The organism is Rhodococcus sp. IEGM 1351 (genome assembly GCF_030056875.1).
In the GTDB taxonomy this organism is placed as follows: domain Bacteria; phylum Actinomycetota; class Actinomycetes; order Mycobacteriales; family Mycobacteriaceae; genus Rhodococcus_F; species Rhodococcus_F opacus.
On record NZ_JASHKU010000001.1, the window covers coordinates 331,526 to 352,174 of the forward strand.

Consider the following 20,649-nt stretch of genomic DNA (forward strand, 5'->3'; position numbering starts at 1 on the left):
CAGAAACCCATGAGCACCACCAAAGTAGCGGTCATCGGATCCGGAAACATCGGAACCGACCTGGTCATCAAGCTCAAGCGGATCGCGAAGAACGTCGAGATCGCCGTCCTCGTCGGCATCGACCCGGCCTCCGACGGACTCGCACGGGCCCGCCGCCTGGGCATCAGTACCGTCGACACCGGGGTGCAGGGGCTGATCGAGCACCCCGAGTTCGACGACATCGAAATCATCTTCGACTCCACCTCCGCCAAGGCGCACCTGACCAACGCAGAAGCATTGCGCCCCTACGGCAAGCACCTGATCGATCTCACCCCCGCCGCCATCGGACCCTACGTGGTGCCCGCGGTCAACCTCGACCAGCACCTGGGTGCCCCCGACGTGAACATGGTGACCTGCGGGGGACAGGCCACCATCCCGATCGTGGCCGCGATCTCCAAGGTCACCGACGTGCACTACGCGGAGATCGTCGCCTCGATCGCGTCGAAGTCCGCCGGCCCCGGTACCCGGGCGAACATCGACGAGTTCACCGAAACCACCGCGAAGGCCATCGAGGAGGTCGGCGGCGCCGCGCACGGCAAGGCGATCATCGTCCTCAACCCCGCCGACCCGCCGCTGATCATGCGCGACACCGTCCTCGCCCTGGTCAGCAACCCCGACCAGGACGCAATCCGCCAGTCGATCACCGACATGGTCGCCACGGTGGCCGCCTACGTACCCGGCTACCGGCTCAAGCAGGACGTGCAGTTCACCGAGCTCGGCGGCGCCGACACGGTCGCCACCCTCACCGGCGGCGCCGATATCGGCTCACCGGTGTGGAAGCTGTCGGTGTTCCTCGAGGTCGAAGGCGCCGCCCACTACCTGCCCGCCTACGCCGGAAACCTCGACATCATGACATCCGCAGCGCTCCAGGTCGCCGAAAAGCTGGCCGAGCGCGCAGCATTGGAGATCGTACGATGAGCACCACCACCCCGACCGCCGACGACGGCGTCACCCTCTACATTCAGGACGTCACCCTCCGCGACGGCATGCACGCCACCCGCCACCACATCACCCCCGAGAACGTCGCCGTCATCGCCGGCGCCCTCGACAGCGCTGGCGTCGACGCCATCGAGGTCTCCCACGGCGACGGCCTGGCCGGGCACTCGTTGACCTACGGGCCGGGCAGTAACACCGACTGGGAATGGATCGAGGCCGCCGCCGCGGTGGTGCACCGCGCCAAGCTCACCACCCTGCTGCTCCCCGGCATCGGGACCGTCGCCGAACTCAAACGCGCCCACGCCCTGGGCGTCCAGTCGGTGCGGGTGGCCACCCACTGCACCGAGGCCGACGTCTCCGCCCAGCACATCAGCACCGCCCGCGAACTCGGCATGGACGTCTCCGGTTTCCTGATGATGTCCCATCTCGCCGAACCGCAGCAGTTGGCGGAGCAGGCCAAACTGATGGAGTCCTACGGCGCGCACTGCGTGTACGTCACCGACTCCGGCGGCCGGCTCACGATGGACGGTGTCCGCCAACGGGTCCGCGCCTACCGCGACATCCTCGACGCCGAGACCCAGATCGGCATCCACGCCCACCAGAACCTGTCTCTGTCGGTCGCCAACTCCGTTGTGGCGGTCGAAGAGGGCGTCACCCGGGTCGACGCCTCCCTCGCCGGGCACGGCGCCGGTGCCGGCAACTGCCCGATCGAACCGTTCGTTGCCGTCTCCGACCTGCACGGCTGGAAGCACAATTGCGACCTGTTCGCCCTCCAGGACGCCGCCGACGACGTCGTCCGACCCCTGCAGGACCGTGCGGTGCAGGTCGACCGGGAAACCCTCACCCTCGGCTACGCCGGCGTGTACTCGAGCTTCCTGCGGCACGCCGAAACGGCCGCCAAACAGTACGGGCTCGACACCCGGCAGATCTTGCTCGCCGTCGGCGAACGCGGACTGGTCGGCGGCCAGGAAGACCTCATCACCGACATCGCCCTCGACCTCGCGGCTCGTCAGTAGGAATGCACATGGGCCGACGGGTCGCCCTGGTCACCGGGGGCAGCCGCGGCATCGGGGCGGCCATCGCACATGCGGTGGCCGCCTCCGGCGTCGCCGTGATCGTTCACTACGGATCCGACCACGTGGCCGCTGCTGCGGTGGTTGACAGCATTACGGCTGCCGGGCATCTCGCGGCCGCCGTTCAGGCCGACCTGTCCCGACCCGAGGGGCCCGAAGCGCTGATGCGGGAGTTCGACTCCGCGCTCGACGGTCTCGGGCTCGACCGGGGGCTCGACATCCTCGTCAACAACGCCGGGGTCAATCGACGCGGAGCGCTCGAGCGCGTCACTGTTGAGGATTTCGACCGTCTGGTCGCGCTCAACCAGCGAGCCCCGTTCTTCGTGACTCAGCATGCCCTGCCCCGCATGCGCGACGGCGGCCGCATCGTCAACATTTCCTCCGGATCCGCCCGCTACGCCAGACCCGACGTCATCAGCTACGCCATGACCAAGGGGGCGATCGAGGTGTTCACCCGCGCCCTCGCGGTAGACGTCGGCGAACGAGGCATCACCGTCAACGCCGTGGCGCCCGCCGCCCTCGACACCGACATGAACGCGCACTGGCTTCGCGGTGACGACCATGCCCGCACAACCGCCGCGTCCACCACCGCGCTGCGGAAACTCGCCACCCCGGACGACATCGCCGCGGTCGTGGCCTTTCTCGCCAGCGACGCCGCCGGTGCGATCACCGGGCAGGTCATCGACGCCACCAACGGCAACCGGCTGTAACGGCGTGACAGGCGAGGACTGCCCCAGCACCCGATCGCGACCCCACTGTCGAAAACCGATCCTTTTTCGACACCGCCTCTGACCGGCGGATTCGGCACGTCGGAGGTGTCGAAAACCTGTGTCGAGAAACTATGTCGAAAACCCTAGCCCACTGCACTTTTCGACAAGCTGATGGCTGTGACTCACGGCGATAAGTGGCATTGATTTCGAGGCTTTATATGGCGTTGCCTGCCGGACTCGCGGAGCCGCCGTTGGTCGTGTGAATTGGGATTGGGCTTGCAGGACGAACGGAGGGAATCGGGGCCACCTCCGTTCGCTGCGGCGGCGACAGAATGTGCGAGGGGCATCTTCCTGGTCGACGGCAAACTGTCGGTGAGCGCCGGCGTCGTGGAAGGAGAGATGGTTCGGGCGGTGAACCTTCTTGGTTGGCGCGCCATTGGCCGTGAAGCAGATACGCACAGCTGAGAGTTCGGCGACTTCAGTTGATGCCCTTCGCCCACCATCCGGATGGCGGGGATGCCGCAAGCTCCCAGCGTGGCGCGTAGTGCTCGAGGAATATCTGCCCCACCAGTTCCCCGCGGCTGCGCACCCCGGTCTTGTCGAAGATCGACTTCATGTGGTCTTGAATTGTGTAGACGGATAACGACATTGCGTGCGCCATCTCCCTTGTCGATCGCCCTTGGATGCACAGCGCAGTGAGATGGCATTCGCGTTGGGACAGTCCGTAGGCCATGGCAATGACGGGCGCGATCTCATGCGGCGTCGCGGGTTGGATGATGACGGCGGTGCGTCCGTCTTCGACGCCGGAAAGCCTGGTCCCGTACAGCAACAGCCAGGCGCCGGATCGCGTGCGTACTCGCGAGCGCGCGGCAAGTTCCAGCGGATCGGTGCCCGGTTCGATCGCCCGCGCCCGGGCCGCGATGGCCTGCACGACCTTCGATTCGAACGGCGTCGAAGGCGCCGGGACCTCGACAATTTCGTCGATCCAGCGTTCCGCGGCGGGTGAGACCGATTCCGGGTTGCCCGCGGCGTCGAAGACCACCACGCCGGGGCCGTAGTCCACGGTCGTCACGGCGGCCTCGACCTCGTGGAGCATCGAACGTCGCAGACCGGTCGCGAGCGCGGGCGCCAGCGCGGCGATTGCGCGGACGTGCTCGGCGGTGTACCACGGCGCGCCCGCATCGCGCAGGAATGCCGCTGCACCCCAATAGACCCCGTCCGACACCAGGGAGACCCGCAGCTCGTCGCCGATTCCGTACGCCTCGTGCGAACGGTGCCGTGCACTGCGGGACAAATCTCCGTGGGTATCCAGACTAAGTGCACCCGCCAGGCGGCCACTGTGCGCAAGAAACGCCCACTTGTCGACGTCCTCGACCTCGTATTCGTAGTGCGCCAACCAGGATCCGGAGCACCCAACGTTCCGGTTGACGCTGCCGGTGAACAGGATGGTGCCCGGGTCGACGGTGTGCCAGCAGCAGCGGTCATGTGGGATCACCGTGCGCAGGGCCTCGCTCATTCGCGCGCTGTACCCCACCCAGTCCAGCTGGTCGGCGGCGGCACGCGAGATTTGATCGCGGACGCGTGGCAGCAAGCTCTGTGCCATGTCCGAAGTGTATCGCAGCAGGTTAGGGCTGCCTACCCCAGAAATCTGGGTGAATTCCCCAGGATTCAGGGATATGACGCAGAACCGACAACGACGACGCTGGTTTCATGACGATGACAGCCCATACCTCCGCCGAAACCGACCACGACCTGCCTAACCCGGAGCCGATCATGCAGCTGGCGTCCGGGTTCATGGCCGCCAAACACCTCTTCGCCGCCAGCGAACTCGGTTTGTTCGAGGCGTTGGGCGAGGGCCCCACCGACCTGCATGGCCTGGCCGCCCGCACCGGGCTTACTGCCCGAGCCACCCGGATCAGCGCCGACGCCATGATCGCGCTGGGTATGCTCGAACGCCGCGGCGAACAGTATGTCAATACCGAGACGGCGGCCGCGTTCCTCGCCGGCGGATCGCCCGCCGACCTGCGTCCGCTGCTGCGGTTCTGGGACAAGATCAGCTTCCCGGCGTGGGAAGACCTGGCCGGCGCACTCGCCCGCGGGCCGAAACGCCAGATCTTCGACCTCGACGCCGCCCTGCAACCCATCGCCTCGATCGGTGTCGAGGCGTTTTCGGCCGGCCCCTCGCTCGCCCTGCCGGACACGGTCGATCTGTCCGGCAGTCATCGACTCCTCGACATCGGCGGCGGCACCGGCTCCTGGTCCATCGCGGTGGCGCGCCACTGCCCGCAACTGAGCGCGACCGTGTTCGAGCTGCCGGCGGTTGCCCAGACCGCGCAGGACCGCATCGCGTCGGTCGGGCTGGAGGGGCGAATCGACGTATGCGCCGGCGACGCGATGGCCGACCCGCTGCCCGCCGGATATGACGCCTTCCTGGTCGCGAACCTGGTGCATTACTGGTCGCCGGAGCAGAATCGTGCGCTGCTACAACGCATTCGCGACGTCGCCGCACCCGGCGCCACGCTGCTGATTGCCGACTTCTGGACCGACCCCACCCACACCCAGCCGGTCGCGGCCGCCCTGATGGCGGGCGAATTCGCGGTCCACCTCGAACACGGCGACGTCTACAGCGTCGGCGAAGGCATCGCCTGGCTGCAGGACACTGGCTGGCGCTACCGCGACCATCGCTCGCTCACCGGCCCGATGAGCGTCATTGTCGCCGAAACCGCATGAAACAAGACAACACCCAAGGAGCACACGATGAGCGAGCATCAAGTCGCAATCGTCGGTGCCGGCACCTCCGGGGTCGCGGCGGCGGTGGCCCTCGCCGACCGTGGCATCAACCCGTTGCTGATCGACCGAGCCGACCAAGTCGGTTCGTCGTGGCACTCTCGTTATGACCGGCTGCGACTGAACACCGGCAGGCAGTTCTCCCACCTGCCGAACCGCCCCTACCCCAAGGGCACACCGACCTTTCCCACGCGGGAACAGGTGATCGAGCATCTCGAGCGGCACGCACGTGCGGACGGGATCGAGCTGCGCCTGGGCTGCCCGGTGGAACGGCTCGACCTAACGGACGGGCACTGGCGGTTGACCACCGCTGCCGGTTCGGTCGACGCTGCCGAGGTGGTGGTCGCGACCGGCTTCGATCATGAGCCCTTCGTCCCGGACTGGCCCGGACGCGGGGACTGGCGGGGTGCACTGGTTCATTCCTCGCAGTACCGGAATCCCTCGCAGTACAACGGGAAACGGGTCCTCGTGGTGGGAGCGGGCTGCTCGGGCATGGAAATTGCCTACGACCTCGCCACCGGAGGCGCGGCAAAGGTCTGGCTTTCGGCTCGCACGTCGCCGAACATCATGCTCCGCCAGGGACCTGGTGGCATGCCGGGAGACTTCATCGCGACGCCGCTCTACCATGCCCCGGTCCCTATCGCGGACGCAATCGCTCGGTTCGGCCGGGAGAGGAGCATCGGCGACCTGCGCGAGTTCGGATTACCGATCCCCGACGAGGGGATCTTCGCCCGCAGCGCCCGCCTCGGCGTGGCACCGGCGATCGTCGACAAGGAGCTCATCGCCGCGATCCGAGACAGGTCCATCGAGGTCGTTCGCGGAGTCGAGTCACTCGACGCGGACAGCGTGTGGCTGGTGGACGGTGTGCGAATCGACCCGGAGGCGATGGTCTGCGCGACGGGGTTCCGCCAGGAACTCGAAAAGCTGGTCGGGCACCTCGGCGTACTGGACGAGCGAGGTTGGCCGCACGCCACCGGTGAAAAGCCGGCCGCCGAGAGGTTGCGTTTCATCGGGTTCGTGCCCAGGCCGTCGCAGATCGGGTTCGCGGCGAAGCAGGCTCGCCGCGCGGCCCGAGCGATCGCGCGGGAACTGCGGTGAGCGTCGGCGGTAGGATTCTCCCGCCCTGCCCCGGCGCTGGCTACGCACGGGTCTCCAGCGCAGACCAGAACCCTGACCACCGCACCGAATACCACCTGCGGCGGCAAACCTCGCCAGCCTCTCCGTGCTGTGCGACGTGCGCAGCCGTTTTTGGGCGCTGGGGGGAACCGCGCAATCCTGAACGGCACCCTGGCCGCATATGCGACATCCCCGAACCTTGGGTAAGGCTCGGGGATGTCGCCGTCGGGGCTAAAACCCGCCGCAATACACCGGGGAGGGTTTCTCGGGCGTAGAACACTCCGGGGTGTAGTTGTAGCCCGGATTCACGGGGTCCGTCGCGCCATAGGTTCCGGGATCTGTCCCGCCGTAGGTGGTGCCGGGGTCCGTCCCGCCGTAGGTGGTGCCGGGGTCCGTCCCGCCGTAGGTGGTGCCGGGATCCGTCGCACCGTGTTGGTCCGTGCCCGCCATCGGTTGCACCGGAGCCGGTGCAACGAGCGGTGGCGCTACCCCTCCTTGGACAGGGCCCTGCGTTGGGGGCTCGGGAGCGGCCTCGACCGGGGGTGCGGGAACTGGCTGGGCGAGCGGCGCGGGTGCCGTCCCGTCATGGCCCGGTTCGGTGGCCGAGGGCACTGGGACGGGTGCTATCACCGGGGCCGGTATGGGCACCGGAGGAGCCGCCGCCGCGGGATCCGCCGGAGGATCGGGGATCTCAGCAGGTAGATCACCGGGTGCAGAATTTGCGGGGCCGGGGGCAGGGGGAGCTGGCGGCGCCGGCGCAGCAGCCGGTACGGGAACCGGCGCGGGCGCGGGCGGATCGGATACGGATTCAGGAGGCACTTCCGGACCCGGTGCGGGCTCGACCGGGGCGGCCACCTCGCTCCCCGGATCGGGCGCCTCGATCTGGGCGGCCGGGCGGTTCAACATCTTCGGGCCGGGTTGGACCGGGGTGTTCCCGTAGTTCACGTAAACGGCACCGATCAGGCCGATCGCGGCGATGCCGACGACAAGGAGAACCACAGCGGGCCCGCTGAGGCCAAGGAGCAGCCGTGCCTCCCGAGCCCTCTTCACGACACCAAAGGGTCGGGCCGCCTGGGCGGCACTATTGGCGAGCCTGGCGCCCCGGCTGAGTGTCTGGACCGCCCGAGCGGCCTGGGCGGCGTTCTTAGCGTCTACGAACTTGCGCATCTCAAAGAACTTCTCGGCCATCTGCGCAGCTTCGGGGCCGTGCTTTCCGAGGAAAGCTGCTGTCTGAAGCTCCGCCTCGACTGTCGCGACGGTGGTGTTCGCCGCTGCGGCAGCTTCGGCCACGGTCATCTGCCCGTACCGCAGTTTCTCGATGATTGTTGCCCAGGGTATTCCTGGCTCGGTCATTGGGATTCTTCTTCTATCGTCTGGAGCATCCCTTCGGTTGGGAACACCCTCGTGGTTGCGGACAACCCTCGTCCTCACGCACCGGAAGGTGCACCAGCCCTAGGGTGAACAAACGGACACCTCAGGTGCGACTTCTAACACCCCGCGGTTGGTCACAATCGAACCGCCCGGGTCGATGGTGGCGACAACGTCACTGCCGTCAGGCCGGTCATGGTTAACACCGGCGACGGCCTGGCCGCCGCCCGTGCCCGCGGCCGGAAGGGTGGCCGGCCCTCGAAGCTCAGCTCGGACCAGATCGAACTCGCTCAACGCCTGTACGACGCGGGGGAACACACCGTCGCGCAGATGGCGGGCATGCTGAAAGTGCCGCGCACCACGGTGTATGGGCATTTGAACAAGCGCGTGGACATCGCGCCGATTACGCAGGAGATCACCGTAGTCGCCGATCCACCTGCACCGCTGCCGACGTCTCGGACGTGCCCGACCTGTGGACATGAACCCACCACTCGCGCCGAGGTAGCGCACCAAACTGCGGACCTCGCGGTGGCCTGGCTCCACGCCGATCCCGACCACCGAGGGACAGTCGCCAGCCGTCACCACTGTCGGCATTGCGAACCCGGGCAACCTTCATTCGATGTCGCCTGCAGCATTTGCGGCGACGGGCCCATCCTCGCCGGCACACTCGCCGAGCAAGCGAAGAACGGCAACCTGACTGAGCCGGTTCAACGATGGCTCTCGGCCGCAGGGTAGACGGTCACACCGGATCGCTTATGCCAGGGCCACGCATGAGATGCGCCGGGCTGACCCACGTGCCACGGTGGAGGAATACCGCACCTTTCGAATACCGCACACCACCAGTCTTACGCGACGTCCGGGTGGTAGCCGGCTGCGAGGACGGCGACGGTGGGCGGCGGTGTCAGGACGGTGGCGGTGCCGGTCGGCCGGTTCGCCGGAGTCCCGTATCCCTCGGCCGACCACGAAACGACGGTCTCACCCAGCACGAGGGCGGGGCCGCCGTCGAACAGCGCGAAGGCGCCGTCGGGCAACGACGACCACGGGGCCTCGTGCGTGCGCTGGTGGGAACCGACCAGCCGTTCCGCGTGCAACCGGGCGTCCATCTCGTCCGCGCCGGGCTGCCCGCCCCCGTGTGCCGACTGCCAGGCGGCGCGAAAGTCGTTGTACCGCTCGCGTCGGCACAGGGCGCACGGCCGGTGCCCGGCCGCGAGGGCCACCGCCTCGTCGTGGAAGAACAGAACCGTGTAATGGCCCTCGCTCCACTGGGCGACGGTGCGGGCCGGGTAGTCGGTGACGCAGATGATCCACCGCTTGCCGGAATGGTTGCGCACGACGGTGTGCCCGCGGTGCAGGCAGCCCCGGTTCCCCATGAACCGGCCACGGAGTGGAATGGCGACGACCTCGGATCGGGGTGACACGCGATTCCGTTCGGCCATGTGCCGATGGTAGCCAGCCGACCCGCGCGTCAAAACCGGATGAGTACCCCCATCCGGCGCTAACCTGGGCTCAAGGGTTCCGCTCGGACGGGTGTCCCCGTCCGCCCGCGGTCCCGGTCACAGTTCCTCACGATCTGAGGGCAGGAGGCAGGCAGCATGGACGCCATCACCCAGGTTCCGGTGCCCACCAACGAGCCGGTCCACACGTACGCGCCGGGCAGTCCCGAACGTTCCCGAGTGCAATCGGCACTCACCGACATCGCCACCAATCCCGTCGACATCCCGCACGTGATCGGCGGGAAACACCGGCACGGCAACGGCGAGCGCGTCGACGTCGTGCAACCCCACCGGCACGCCGCCGTGCTCGGCACACTGCGCAGCGCCACCCACGACGACGCGTCGGCGGCGGTCGAGGCGGCCACGGCCGCGGCACCGCACTGGCGGGCCCTCTCGTTCGACGACCGGGCCGCGGTCATCCTGCGCGCCGCCGACCTGCTGTCCGGGCCGTGGCGCGAGACGCTCGCCGCGGCGACGATGCTCGGCCAGTCGAAGTCGGTTCAGCAGGCGGAGATCGACGCGCCGTGCGAGCTGATCGACTTCTGGCGCTTCAACGTTCACTTCGCCCGCCAGATCCTCGCCGATCAGCCGATCTCCTCACCGGGTGTGTGGAACCGGCTCGAATACCGTCCGCTCGAGGGCTTCGTCTACGCCATCACGCCGTTCAACTTCAGCGCGATCGCGGGCAACCTGCCGACCGCGCCCGCGTTGATGGGCAACACGGTGATCTGGAAGCCGTCGTCGACGCAGACCGTCGCCGCGTACTGGACCATCAAGCTGCTCGAGGCTGCGGGAATGCCTCCGGGTGTGATCAATCTGCTCACCGGCAGCGGGCAGGCGGTCTCGGAGGTGCTGCTGAGCGATCCTCGCCTCGCGGGTATCCACTTCACCGGGTCGACCCGGACGTTCCAGCATCTGTGGAGCGAGGTGGGCGCGAACATCGGGAAGTACGCCGGCTACCCCCGGCTGGTGGGGGAGACCGGCGGGAAGGACTTCGTGGTCGCGCATGCGTCGGCCGACGAGGACGTGTTGCGAACGGCGCTGATCCGCGGCGCGTTCGAATACCAAGGCCAGAAGTGTTCGGCCGCTTCCCGTGCGTACGTCCCGAAGTCGCTGTGGCGGCGGATGCGGGACACGTTCACCGCGGAAGTCGACGCCCTCACCTACGGTGACGTGACGGATCTGGAGAATTTCGGCGGTGCCCTCATCGACCGGCGTGCGTACGACAAGAACGTCGCGGCCATCGAACGCGCCCGCAGCGCTACTGGCCTCGAGATCGCCGTCGGCGGCAAGTACGACGACAGCGTCGGCTACTTCGTCCGCCCCACCGTGCTCCTCGCCGACGACCCGGCCGACGAGGCGATGACCACCGAGTACTTCGGTCCGATCCTGACGGTGCACGTGTACGACGACTCGGCGCCGAACGCGTTCGCCGACGTGCTCGCCACGGTCGACTCGGCGGCCCCGTACGCGCTGACCGGTGCGGTGATCGCCGACGACCGCCAGGCCGTCGAGCAGGCAACGTCTGCTCTCCGGTTCACCGCCGGAAACTTCTACGTCAACGACAAGCCGACCGGTGCCGTCGTCGGGCAACAGCCGTTCGGTGGGGCCCGCGCCTCGGGCACGAACGACAAGGCCGGGTCCAAGCTCAACCTGCTGCGGTGGGTGTCGGCCCGCACCATCAAGGAGACGTTCGTCCCCGCCACCGATTACCGATATCCGCACATGGGGTCGGAATGAAAGCGCCCACGGTTCTGGCGAATCCGTTGCGCCCGGCGATCCTCGCGGCGGCCCGGTCGTCCCGCGTCAAACGGGCGGTCACCGGCGCCCCCGTCACACGGAAACTCGTCGACCGCTTCGTCGCCGGGGAGAACCGGGAGTCGGCGCTCGCGACCGTCCGGGAGATCCTCGATTCGGGCCGGTCGGTGTCGATCGACTTCCTCGGTGAGGACACGCGTGACGCGGCCGGAGCCCAGGCGACGGTCGACGAATATCTGGCGCTCGTAGCCGATCTCGGAGCGCTACCGGAAGCCGCGGAAGGGACTTCGGGTGTTCGCCGCCTCGAGGTGTCGATGAAACTGTCGGCGCTCGGGCTGGCACTCGCCGGCGACGGTCGCAGGATCGCCACCGACAACGCCCGCACGATCTGCGCCGCCGCGGAGGCGGCCGGGGTGTGGGTGACCGTGGACGCCGAAGACCACACGACCACCGATTCGACGCTGGCGATCGTGCGTGAACTCCGCAGCGACTACCCCTGGCTCGGTGCGGTGGTGCAGTCGTACCTGCGACGCACCGAGGACGACTGCCGTGCCCTCGCCGGCCCCGGTTCGAGAGTCCGGCTCTGCAAGGGGGCGTACCGGGAACCCGAGTCCGTGGCTTTCCAGGACCGCGCCGCCGTGGACGCGTCGTATCTGCGCTGCCTCGGGATCCTGATGGACGGATCCGGGTACCCGATGGTGGCCTCGCACGATCCGGCCGTCATCGACGCGGTCGCCCCGCTGGTCGGGCGCACCGGCCGCGCCGCGGACGCCTACGAGCACCAGATGCTGTTCGGGATCCGGGACGTCGAGCAGCGTCGGCTCGCGAACGAGGACAAGCAGGTTCGGGTGTACGTGCCTTACGGAAGTCAGTGGTACGCGTACTTCATGCGGCGGCTGGCCGAGCGTCCCTCGAACCTGCGGTTCTTCCTGCGCTCGGTGGTCACCCGGGACTGACCGGTGCAGTCGCGGTTCGGTTCCCGCGAGGGCGCGCCGTTGTAGAGTTTCGCGGTGACGACTTCTGGCGCGGGATGGACCAGCGCGGTCCTCTTAGCGGTCGTTCTCGTACTCGCGACGCTGCTCGGTTCGACGCGCATCGGCGAGGTCCGGCTCACCCGTCCGCCGCGCACCGCGGTGGTGTTGTGGTTGCTGATCGCGGTGCCGTCGCTGCTGCAGTTCGTCGTCCCCGCAGTCCTCGACGCCCTCGAGCGTGACCCCACCCAGATCCGGGACCACCAGTGGTGGCGGATCGTCACCTCGGTTGCGGTGCAGGACGGGGGACTGGCCGGAACCGTGGTGAATCTGCTCGTTCTCGCCTGGGTGGCCCCGCTCGCGGTCCGGGTCTGGGGTGGAGCGCGGGCCGTACTGCTGTTCGTGGCGAGCCAGATCATCTTCGGCCTGTTCACCGCGTTCCTGTTCCCGTCGCCCGGCGCGGGCAACTCGGGTGCCACGCTCGCGCTGGCCGCGTCCCTCGCCGGTCTGGTGGTGATGCAGTCCAAGGAGCGGCGAGCACTCGCCGCGAGCGGCGGCATCGTCGTCGCCGGTGTCCTGCTGGTGGTCGTCGACGACGCCCACGGACTGGCTGTTCTGACCGGGGCGCTGCTGGGCGCGGCGCTGGCCACCGTCAGTCCGCCACCGGGAGACCCACCGGACCGCGTCCGGGCCCTGTGAGAAGCTGACCGTGTGCTGCTGCGATCTCTGAACCCTCTGGCCGTCGCCCAGGGCGACGACATTCCCGACGCCATCCGGATCGGCGACACCACCCTGTCGCGCGGCGACGTGCTCGGTGCGGCGACGTCCGTGGCCGAACGTGTGGCACGCGCGGATCGGGTCGCGATCCTCGCCACCCCCACCGTCACCACCGTCCTCGCCGTCGTGGGCTGCCTCATCGCCGGGGTGACCGCGGTGCCGGTGCCGCCCGATTCCGGCCCCGCCGAACTCGAGCACATCCTGCGCGATTCCGGCGCGCAGGCGTGGCTGGGCGAGGCGCCCGCGGACGCGGCGGGCCTGCCCGTCGTTCCGGTCCGCGTCCACGCCCGGTCGTGGCACAGCTACCCGGAGCCGCCCGAGTCGGACATCGCGTTCGTGCTCTACACCTCCGGCACCACGGGGCCGCCCAAGGGGGTCCTGATCAGCAGGAAGGCCATCGCCGCCGGCCTCGATGCCCTCGCGGACGCCTGGCAGTGGACCGGCAACGACACACTGGTGCAGGGACTTCCGCTGTTCCACGTCCACGGTCTCATCCTCGGTGTGCTGGGACCGTTGCGTATCGGCAGCCGTCTCGTCCACACGGTCAAGCCCACCCCGGCGGCCTACGCCGCGGCACGGGGAACGATGTACTTCGGTGTTCCCACGGTGTGGAGTCGCATCGCCGACGACCCCGAGTCGGCGCGCGCGCTGTCGGGTGCGCGACTGCTGGTGTCGGGCAGCGCCCCGTTGCCCGTGCCGGTGTTCGAGAAGCTGCACGAGCTGACCGGGCTCGCACCGATCGAGCGGTACGGCATGAGCGAGACGATGCTCACGCTCAGCACCCGGGCCGACGGCGAGCGTCGCCCGGGGTGGGTCGGTGTGCCGGTCCGCGGCGTCGAGACCCGGCTGCGCGACGAGCGCGGCGGCGACGTCCCCCACGACGGCGAATCCATCGGCGGTCTGCAGGTGCGGGGCCCGATGCTCTTCGACGGCTATCTGGGCCGGCCCGACGCGACGGCCGAATCCTTCACGGACGACGGCTTCTTCAAGACCGGCGACGTCGCCGTCATCGACCCGGACGGGTTCCACCGCATCGTCGGCCGCGAATCCACGGACCTCATCAAGTCGGGCGGATTCCGGGTCGGGGCGGGGGAGGTGGAGACCTCTCTCCTCGGCCACCCGAGTGTGCGGGAAGCCGCGGTGGTCGGCGTTCCCGACCCGGACCTCGGGCAGCGGCTCGTGGCGTTCGTGGTGGGGGACGATGTGTCGGAATCCGAGCTGATCGAGCATGTGGCCACCGAACTGTCGGTGCACAAGCGGCCCCGCGAGATCCGGGTGGTCGAGTCGCTTCCGCGCAATGCGATGGGCAAGGTGCAGAAGAAGCAACTGTTCTGAAATCGGTAGGCTGGCGAACGATACCGGCCCGACACGGATTGGCAGGCGCACAGTGAGTGTGGAGAGCATCGTTCAGAGCACCCGAATCGTCCTCGCGTCACGGCCGGACGGTGCGCCGACCGCCGACAACTTCCGGCTCGAGGCGGTGAACCTGCCCGAACCCGCCGACGGTCAGGTGCTGGTCCGCGTCATCTACCTGTCCCTCGACCCGTACATGCGCGGCCGGATGAGTGCGGCGGAGTCCTACGCCGACCCGGTCGAGATCGACGAGGTCATGGTCGGTGGCACCGTCGGGCAGGTGGTCGATTCCCGGCACCCGGATTTCGCAACTGGTGACTACGTTCTCGGGTATGCGGGCTGGCAGTCGCACGCCGTGGTCGACGGCAACCAACTCCGCACACTCGACCGCGACGCCGCGCCGCTGTCGACCGCCGTCGGAGTTCTCGGCATGCCGGGCTTCACCGCGTACTCCGGCCTGTTGAAGATCGGGCAACCGAAGGCGGGTGAGACGGTGGTCGTCGCGGCGGCCAGTGGTCCGGTCGGCTCGGCGGTGGGGCAGATCGCGAAACTGAAGGGCGCCCGTGCCGTCGGGATCGCAGGCGGACCGGAGAAGTGTGCCTACCTGCTGGACGAACTCGGATTCGACGCCGCCGTCGACCACCGGTCCCCGAACTTCGCCGAGGAACTGCGCGCCGCGTGTCCCGACGGCATCGACGTGTACTTCGAGAACGTCGGCGGTGCGGTGGCCGCGGCAGTGCTGCCGCTGCTCAACCTGTATGCGCGAGTTCCCGTGTGCGGCTTGATCGCGCAGTACAACGACACGGAGGCCCCCGAGGGGCCGGATCGGCTGCCGGGATTCTTCACCCGGGTGCTGGTCAAGAGCCTCACGATCCGCGGATTCATCCAGCGCGAGTTCGTCTCCGAGATGTACGCGGACTTCCAGCGTGATGTGTCCGGGTGGATCCGAGAGGGCCGATTCGCCTACCGCGAGGACATCGTCGACGGGCTCGAGAATGCGCCTGCGGCGTTCATCGGCCTCCTCCGGGGCAGCAACTTCGGCAAGCTGGTGGTCCGGGTCGCCGAGGAGAACTGACACACCCCGGTCTGTGGCACCTCACACCCGCGGGGATGCCGGGAGGGCCCCGCTCGGCCCGGAGCCGAGACTCGACCGGCGGTCGATTCGCCGCCGGACACGGGACCGGACGACGGCCGTCCACGTCGGATCACCCGTATTCGCCCTGGACAGGGCTCTGTCGTGATACAACGGTGACAGAAGCGAACCCTCGTTATGTTTTCGTGATGTCGATGGTGCGGGAGTTCGGTGTCATCCACATATTGGAGTGATCAGATCTATGACGAATCATAGTTCGGGGCCGGGTTCGCAGATCCTCGTCGACGGCAGGCCCGCCTCCGCCCCGCTGCGCGACACACTGACGGTCGCGCAGAAACTGGTCCGGCATTTCGCCGACAACGTGACCCCGTGCGGTTCGCTTCCCGGCGAACAGCTGCAGAGCGACGTCATGGATTTCACGATCGTCTGCCTCGGCCTCGGTATCCAGATGCTCGACGAGGGCATCAGCCCGACGGACGAGGACCTCGCAGAGGTGCGCAACAGTTCCGCGCGCTGGGCCCGCGAGGGATTCCCGTTGAAGCTCGTACTCCGCATCCTGCACGAAGGTATCCAGGAGGCCGGCGACCTCGTCGCCTCGAACGCCCGCGAGGAAGACCTGCCCGAACTCCTGGTCATCCAGAAGGTGATGTTCAGCCTCCTCGAATGCGTGACCGTCGCCGCCACGACCAGCTACGTGGAGGAACTCGAAGCCGTCAACAGCGAACGTGACGGTGCCGCGGTCAATCTCGTCACGGCGCTGCTCAGCGGCAGAAAGGCGGCGACCGCCGCGCGGCACGCGGGCGTGGAGCTGGCCGACGAGTACGTGGTGCTGGGACTGTCGATTCCGTCGCATCCCACCGAGGCCGTGACACACCGGCGCAAAACCGTCGTCGCCCGGCAGAAGCTCCGCCGGTTGCAGATCGAGCTCGCGGACGCCGCGGGTGGTGCCGCCCTCTGTTCGCTGAGCCCGGACGGTGGAACGCTGTTGCTGCCCGGCTCACCCGAGCGGGCCTGGATGGTGTCCCTGCTCGACCGCATCGGAGCGGCCGCCGGAGTTCCGCTCACCGCCACGGCAACCCGGGTTCGCACCGCCGGTATCCCCGCGGCTGCCGACCAGGTCCACGAACTCCTCGACCTCGCCCATCAGCTGGCGCTGGAACCGGGTCTCTACGAGATGGACGATCTGGCGCTCGAATACCAGCTCACCCGGCCCGGACCGGGCAGAAGCCACCTGGCGCGGCTCCTCGAGCCGTTGCAGGGCTCACCCGAACTGATCGAAACGCTCGAGGTGCACATCGGCCACGATCTCAATCGGCAGCGCACCGCGAAGCAGATGCACCTTCACACCAATACGGTGGACTACCGGCTCAAGCGGGTGGCGCAGCTGACGGGCTGCGATCCGACCCGCCCGTCCGGGCTGCGGCAGATCCAGGCCGCGCTCGTCGCCCGCCGGCTCGAGGTCGCACAACCCGAGCGCTGACTCGCTGGTCGCCCCCGAGGCGGAAGAGGGCACCGCCCCGTCACTAGCGCAGCATCGTACGCTGCACCGTTCGCTACGATGTGGGGCGGATCATATTCGGTCCGGGTGTGTCGGTGGTCGTCTCGTGACCGAAATGTTAGGGAGGCAGACGATGGCCGGAGGGCGTCATTCGAGCGCGGGGCAGGAGCGCGGTGGTCGCTCGCCCGGGTTCTACGCGGTGTGCGCCGCTGTCGTGATCGGGCTCGTGGCCTCCGTGGTCGTCGTCGTTCAGGCGGTGCGCTCCTGGGCCGACGACTGCGATCAGGTCACCGACTACACGCTCGCCGCCGACCCGAGCATCGTGCCCGCTCTGAACCGCATTCTCGGCGAGGCGAAGGACACCGACCTGGGCTGCGCGAACGTCGCTGTCAGCGGCGCGACGTCCGGCGACATCGCGGGACGGCTCGGCAAGGGGACCGACGCCCCGGATCTCTGGATCCCCGACACCGGCGCCTGGGTGGGCAAGGCGGCACTCACCGCAGCCGGTCCGGTCGAGGTGATGTCGGGTTCGATCGCATCGTCGCCCGTTGTCCTGGCGTCCCGCGAGGCGGACGCCCCCACGGCGCCGACGTGGCTCGCGGCCCTCCAGATCAAGGACATCCAGCTGGGCAACCCCCTCGTGACCGGGGTGGCGCAGGCTCCGATAAACGCGGCACTCGCCGAGGGCCAGGCCGATCCCGTGTCCGCGGGGACGGTGCGGGCGGCGCTGGTCCCGCTCGCGCAGGAGGAGAGTGCACGCACCGCGGACGAGCCCGTCGGCGAGGAGATGCTGCAGGGCGTCGTCGACAACGGCGGAGTTGCCGTGGCCACCGAACAGTCCGTGCTCGACTTTTCCGACGGTGACGGCGCGCGCACGCTCACCGCGACGGTGCCCCCGACGGGCAGCAACTTCATGAACTTCCCGCTCGTCGTCACGTCGCCGGCCCCCGACCGGCACTACAAGGCCACCCAGGTGGCACGTGCCGTCGCCGCGGTTCTCGGTGGCGAGGAGGCCCGCGCGGTCCTCGCGGAGCACGGATTCCGCGGACCCGACGGGAGTCCACTGGCCGACGGCCGCGGTGTCGGCAGGGTCACCAAGCTCGCGCTCGAGGACGAGTCGGCACTACAGGACGCCCTCGGCGGGTGGGCGTTGATGGCACTACCCATTCGCACGCTCGTCGCGATCGACGTGTCGGGGTCGATGGAGACCCCCGCAGGCAGCCGGTCGCGCATGGATCTCACGGTCGATGCCGCACTCGCCGGCAATGCGATGTTCCCGGACAGCGTGTCGGCGGGGTTGTGGGCGTTCTCGCAGGGCCTCGGTGGGGGACCGCAGGACTACAAGGAGATGGTCCCGATCCGCCGCTACGACACGGTGGTCGACGGTCTCACGCAGCGCCAGCTGATGGCGCAGCAGGCGGGGAAGGTCGACGCGCTGATCGGCGGCGGCACCGGTCTGTACGACACGACGCTCGCCGCGTTCCGGACGGTGCAGGAGACGTACGACCCGCGCGCTGTGAACAGTGTGATCATCCTGACCGACGGCGCCAACGAGGATCCGGACTCCATCACGAAGGAACAGCTCCTGAGCATCCTGCAGCGTGAGACGGATCCGGCCCGGCCCGTCATCATCGTGACGATCGGCATCACCGACGACGCGGACGCGGCCACGCTCGCCGAGATCTCGCGGGTGACCGGAGGATCGAGCTACGTCGCGAAGGATCCCGCCGACATCGCCAACGTGTTCGTCAACGCGTTGGCCGCCCGCGGTCGGAGCTAGACGCCTGGCGTGATGCTTGGAACGACCGGGCTCGACTGCGAACACCGTCCCGAACAGGAACACTCACACCATGGACACTGTCAGGTTCTTCGAACTCGCAACCGAAGTGTTCGAAGTGCTCGGTGTCCTCGCGATGATTGTCGGGTTCCTCTTCGCCTTCTTCCTCGCGGTGCGCGCGTGGAAGCGGACCGGAGACGGCACTCAGGCGTTCAAGACCCTGAGGGAGTCGCTCGGGGGCGCGATCCTGCTCGGCCTGGAATTGCTCGTCGCGGCAGACATCGTCAAGACGGTCACGTCGACACCGTCACTGACCGATGCCGCCGTCCTGGGAGTGATCGTGCTGATCCGCACCGTGCTGAGCCTGTCCATCGAGATCGAAATCGACGGTGTCGCACCGTGGCGGAAGGCGTTCGTGACCGGACCGCAGGTGCTCGCCCATGCGGCGCGCTCGTCCGCGGGGCAGGAGTCGAGTTCGGGCCGGTGAGTCGCCGGCCCGAACCGGTCACACCGTCTGCGACCGCTTGCGCAGCCGGGTGTTGAGCACACCGAGCGCCGCGATCGCGAGGAACAGGACGCACGTCGAGATCAGCTGGGTGCGGGCGTCGGTGTCGAAGAGCATGAGCACGACGAAACCGGCGAGCATTGCGAGCGTGACGTAGCTGAGCCACGGGAACAGCCACATCCGCACGGTCAGCTTGCCCTCGCGTTCGAGCCGCGGGCGCAGTCTCAGATGCGAGACGACGATGAAAATCCAGATGACCAGGAGCGCCGAACCGACGGCGTTCAGGAGAAGTCCCAGGAGGTCGTCCGGCAGCCACCAGTTGAGCAGGACGCTGACGAAACCGAAGAACACCGACAGCAACACCGCATTGAGGGGTACCCCGGAATTCGAGATCCGGGCCATGAACGCGGGACCGTCGCCGCGCCGGGACAGCGAGTACGCCATCCGCGACGTGCCGTAGATGTTGGCGTTGAACGCCGACAACAACGCGACCACGACCACCAGTTCCATGAACCCGGCCACGTACGGGATGTGCGCCTGGTTGAGGACGGCCACGAACGGTCCGCTCTTGAGGTCCGAGGAATCCCAGGGAAGGACGAGGACCATGATCGAGATCGAACCGAGGTAGAAGACGCTGATACGCCAGACGACGCTGCGCACCGCCACGGCGATCGACCGCTCGGGATCCTCGGATTCGGCGGCGGCGATGGTCACGATCTCGATGCCGCCGAAGGCGAACGCCACCACCAGCAGTCCCGCGGCGACACCGGCGAAGCCTTCCGGCATGAAGCCGCCGTGGCCGAAGAGGTTGGTGGTGCCCACCGGTTCGGTGTCCGGCAGCAGGCCGAACACCAGCAGCACGCCGATCACCAGGAACGCGATGATGACGGTGACCTTGATGGCGGCGAACCAGAACTCGAACTCGCCGAAGTTGCTGACCTTCGCGAGGTTGACGGCCGCGAAGAAGATCACGAACACGAGGGCGACGACCCACTGCGGCACGCCGGGCAGCCAGCCGCTCACGATGCCGGAGGCGCCGGTGATCTCGGCGCCGAGCACCATGATCAGCATGAACCAGTAGAGCCAGCCCATCACGAATCCGGCCCACTCGCCGATGCCGATCCGCGCGTAGTGCGAGAAGGATCCGCTGGCGGGGATCGCCGCTCCCATCTCGCCGAGCATCCGCATCACGAAGACGACGATGATGCCGGCGAGAAGGTAGGAGACGAGGACGGCGGGACCGGCGGTCGCGATGCCGACACCGGTGCCGAGGAACAGTCCGGCACCGATCGCGGAACCGAGGCCCATCATCGTGAGGTGACGGACCTTCAGGCCCCGGCCCAGGGTGCTGGTCGAATCGCTCACGGTGCCGGGTGTTCGCGTACCGCTCACCGG

General features: G+C 68.2%; 18 protein-coding genes. 14 read left to right on the forward strand and 4 right to left on the reverse strand.

Annotation, left to right across the window (positions count from 1 at the left end; translation table 11 throughout):
* The first annotated feature begins 9 nt into the window (after nt 1–9).
* The 3 genes from QM806_RS01600 to QM806_RS01610 are packed head-to-tail and all read left to right on the forward strand — an operon-like array spanning nt 10 to nt 2,758.
* Entirely contained in the window at nt 10–957 is a 948-nt protein-coding gene (locus QM806_RS01600; RefSeq protein ID WP_169694990.1) for an acetaldehyde dehydrogenase (acetylating), read from the forward strand.
* Complete coding sequence (dmpG, locus tag QM806_RS01605) at nt 954–1,991, forward strand: 4-hydroxy-2-oxovalerate aldolase (RefSeq protein ID WP_065490190.1); 1,038 nt, start codon at nt 954–956, stop codon at nt 1,989–1,991. The genes QM806_RS01600 and dmpG overlap by 4 nt, the downstream gene beginning before the upstream one ends.
* Nucleotides 1,992–1,999: 8 nt before the next feature.
* Nucleotides 2,000–2,758, forward strand: a complete 759-nt coding sequence (locus QM806_RS01610; RefSeq protein ID WP_249344014.1) for an SDR family oxidoreductase — start codon at nt 2,000–2,002, stop codon at nt 2,756–2,758.
* 478 nt (nt 2,759–3,236) lie between these two features.
* On the opposite strand, the gene QM806_RS01615 is transcribed toward QM806_RS01610, so the two are convergent.
* The gene (locus tag QM806_RS01615) at nt 3,237–4,361 is read right to left on the reverse strand and encodes a helix-turn-helix transcriptional regulator (protein ID WP_054248250.1); all 1,125 of its coding nucleotides are present in this window, start codon (nt 4,359–4,361) and stop codon (nt 3,237–3,239) included.
* 107 nt (nt 4,362–4,468) lie between these two features.
* Here QM806_RS01615 and QM806_RS01620 point away from each other — a divergent pair, with 107 nt between their 5' ends.
* Nucleotides 4,469–5,488 (forward strand): methyltransferase, encoded by a 1,020-nt coding sequence (locus QM806_RS01620; protein ID WP_169694988.1) that lies wholly within the window; start codon nt 4,469–4,471, stop codon nt 5,486–5,488.
* A 27-nt stretch (nt 5,489–5,515) separates the two neighbouring features.
* The gene (locus QM806_RS01625) at nt 5,516–6,643 is read left to right on the forward strand and encodes a flavin-containing monooxygenase (RefSeq protein WP_054248248.1); all 1,128 of its coding nucleotides are present in this window, start codon (nt 5,516–5,518) and stop codon (nt 6,641–6,643) included.
* A gap of 249 nt (nt 6,644–6,892) precedes the next feature.
* Here QM806_RS01625 and QM806_RS01630 read toward each other — a convergent pair whose 3' ends face one another.
* Nucleotides 6,893–8,014, reverse strand: coding sequence for a hypothetical protein (locus QM806_RS01630; RefSeq protein ID WP_169694986.1), 1,122 nt, complete (start codon nt 8,012–8,014; stop codon nt 6,893–6,895).
* Nucleotides 8,015–8,224: 210 nt separating this feature from the next.
* Here QM806_RS01630 and QM806_RS01635 point away from each other — a divergent pair, with 210 nt between their 5' ends.
* Nucleotides 8,225–8,764 (forward strand): helix-turn-helix domain-containing protein, encoded by a 540-nt coding sequence (locus tag QM806_RS01635; protein ID WP_169694984.1) that lies wholly within the window; start codon nt 8,225–8,227, stop codon nt 8,762–8,764.
* A gap of 110 nt (nt 8,765–8,874) precedes the next feature.
* On the opposite strand, the gene QM806_RS01640 is transcribed toward QM806_RS01635, so the two are convergent.
* Nucleotides 8,875–9,465 (reverse strand): hypothetical protein, encoded by a 591-nt coding sequence (locus tag QM806_RS01640; protein WP_005565397.1) that lies wholly within the window; start codon nt 9,463–9,465, stop codon nt 8,875–8,877.
* Between the two features lie 156 nt (nt 9,466–9,621).
* Here QM806_RS01640 and pruA point away from each other — a divergent pair, with 156 nt between their 5' ends.
* From pruA to QM806_RS01680, 8 genes are all read left to right on the forward strand, one after another.
* Complete coding sequence (gene pruA, locus QM806_RS01645) at nt 9,622–11,262, forward strand: L-glutamate gamma-semialdehyde dehydrogenase (protein ID WP_005263015.1); 1,641 nt, start codon at nt 9,622–9,624, stop codon at nt 11,260–11,262.
* Complete coding sequence (locus tag QM806_RS01650) at nt 11,259–12,236, forward strand: proline dehydrogenase family protein (RefSeq protein WP_005565396.1); 978 nt, start codon at nt 11,259–11,261, stop codon at nt 12,234–12,236. Before pruA ends, QM806_RS01650 begins: the two co-directional genes overlap by 4 nt.
* 54 nt (nt 12,237–12,290) lie before the next feature.
* Nucleotides 12,291–12,950, forward strand: a complete 660-nt coding sequence (locus QM806_RS01655) for a rhomboid family intramembrane serine protease (RefSeq protein ID WP_169694982.1) — start codon at nt 12,291–12,293, stop codon at nt 12,948–12,950.
* A gap of 12 nt (nt 12,951–12,962) precedes the next feature.
* Nucleotides 12,963–14,363, forward strand: a complete 1,401-nt coding sequence (locus tag QM806_RS01660) for an acyl-CoA synthetase (RefSeq protein ID WP_167117628.1) — start codon at nt 12,963–12,965, stop codon at nt 14,361–14,363.
* A 52-nt stretch (nt 14,364–14,415) separates the two neighbouring features.
* Nucleotides 14,416–15,456: an NADPH-dependent curcumin/dihydrocurcumin reductase gene (gene curA, locus QM806_RS01665; protein WP_037206609.1), complete on the forward strand. Its 1,041-nt coding sequence runs from the start codon at nt 14,416–14,418 to the stop codon at nt 15,454–15,456.
* A 259-nt stretch (nt 15,457–15,715) separates the two neighbouring features.
* Nucleotides 15,716–16,954 carry a PucR family transcriptional regulator gene (locus QM806_RS01670; protein WP_005263037.1) on the forward strand — a complete coding sequence of 413 codons (1,239 nt, stop codon included), beginning with the start codon at nt 15,716–15,718 and terminating at the stop codon, nt 16,952–16,954.
* A 151-nt stretch (nt 16,955–17,105) separates the two neighbouring features.
* Complete coding sequence (locus QM806_RS01675) at nt 17,106–18,752, forward strand: substrate-binding and VWA domain-containing protein (RefSeq protein WP_133986441.1); 1,647 nt, start codon at nt 17,106–17,108, stop codon at nt 18,750–18,752.
* A gap of 70 nt (nt 18,753–18,822) precedes the next feature.
* Entirely contained in the window at nt 18,823–19,236 is a 414-nt protein-coding gene (locus tag QM806_RS01680) for a DUF1622 domain-containing protein (protein ID WP_005263040.1), read from the forward strand.
* Nucleotides 19,237–19,254: 18 nt separating this feature from the next.
* Here the strand turns inward: QM806_RS01680 and QM806_RS01685 are convergent, their stop codons facing one another.
* Nucleotides 19,255–20,646, reverse strand: coding sequence for an amino acid permease (locus QM806_RS01685; RefSeq protein ID WP_005263042.1), 1,392 nt, complete (start codon nt 20,644–20,646; stop codon nt 19,255–19,257).
* Nucleotides 20,647–20,649: the final 3 nt, after the last annotated feature.